At 66.1% G+C, this 1,633-nt stretch carries 1 protein-coding gene; it reads right to left on the reverse strand.

The window, feature by feature from the left end:
* Positions 1 to 1,633, reverse strand: a 1,633-nt coding sequence (locus tag ACIRJP_RS42555) for a polyketide synthase dehydratase domain-containing protein (RefSeq protein WP_404186609.1), incomplete at both ends; no start/stop codon positions are given.

Below are 1,633 nucleotides of genomic sequence, written 5' to 3' on the forward strand. Positions count from 1 at the left end.
CCAGTCCGGGGTGGGTGCGGTGTGGTGGTCGGGTTGGGCTGTGGTGTGGGTGAGGCGCGGAGTGTAGGCGAGGCCGTGACGGATCGCCACCTGCGTCTCCCCGGAGAGCATGACGTCCGGCACCGCCGCCCACGACGCCTCATCATCGTCGATGTCGACCAGCACCACGCGTCCCGGATACTCCGCCTGCACCGAGCGGACCATGCCCCATACGGTCGCTCCCGGCGCGTCGATCTCCGGGTCGTCACCGAAGGAGACGGCATGCCGGGTCACCACCACCAGAGTCTGCCCCTCGGCACGATCACCGGAAGAAGCAGCCCAACCTTGTAGGTGCTCAAGCGTCTCAGCGGCTGTCGCGAGTGCCTCATCAGGTTCCATCGTCGTGTCCGACACGACGTACGGTGCGGCGCCGAGAGCCTTTGACAGAAGCAGCGCGTGCGTTGCCACACCGCGCTCCCCGACCGCGCCTTCCCACAGCTTTTCGGGAGCAGCACCTTCGCCGATTACGGTGTAGGACCAGGAGGAACCGGCCCTCGGAGCAACCTGCAGCGCCGACCAGGAGACCTGGAACAAGGACCGCTTAGCAACGCTGTCTTCTGCTGCCGCCAGCTGGTCCGGCGAAAGCTTGCGCATCGCCAGGCGGTCCACGTGTGCGACCAGACGTCCCTCGCCGTCCGCGATGGACAAGCGAACACTGTCCTCTCCTGCTGGGCTCAACTGGGCCCGCAGGAGCGGAGCGCCTGTGGAGTGCAGCGTGACTCCCGACCACGAGAACGGCAGACGGGCGACCTGCTCGTTTTCGCCGAACATCCGCCCCGCGCCGACGCCGTGCAGGACGGAGTCCAGCAGTGCCGGATGCACCCCGAATTGCGCCGCGTGTTCAGCCTCTTCATCAGGCAGCGCGACCTCGACGAACACCTCGTCGCCCCGTCGCCAAGCCGACCGCAGGCCTTGGAAGACGGGGCCGTAGTCCATGCCGGCTGCACCGAACTCAGCGTAGGTCTCCGCAGAAGAGAGACGGCGTGCACCGGCCGGCGGCCAGTCGGCCAAGGCGCTGTCCTCACCGGGCACAACACTTTGTGCGCGCTCGCGCGGACCTTCGGCACTCAAGGTGCCGACCGCGTGGCGTTGCCACGCGGCATCGTAGGAGTCACCACTTCTACCGCCGCGGTCAGGCCTGGAGTGAATTGTCAGAGTGCGCAGTCCGTCACCAGTCGGCTCGGATACGGCCAGTTGGAGGAAGACCCCGCCAATCTCGGGCAGCGCCAGAGGATGTTCGAGCGTCAGTTCCTCGACGGCCTTCATGCCCGTCGCATGCGCTGCATATAGCGCCAGCTCAAGGAATGCGGTTCCCGGCAGCAGAACGTTGCCCATGACGGTGTGGTCGGCCAGCCACGCATGTGAATCCAGCGAGATGCGTCCGGTGAAAAGTGAGCCGTCGCTGTGTGCCAGATCCACGGTGGTGGTGAGCAACGGGTGTTCGGCGCCCAGGAAGCCAGCCGAGCTAAGGTCCGCAGAAGCCGTCGAGCTTTTGCGTGGCCAGTAGGTGTGGTGTTGGAAGGGGTAGGTGGGGAGGGGGGTGTGGTGGGTTTTGGGGTGGTTGTAGTAGGTGGTCCAGTTGGGGGTGTGTCCG

Origin of the sequence: Streptomyces sp. NPDC102437 (assembly GCF_044765565.1) — a bacterium.
Classification (GTDB): Bacteria; Actinomycetota; Actinomycetes; order Streptomycetales; family Streptomycetaceae; genus Streptomyces.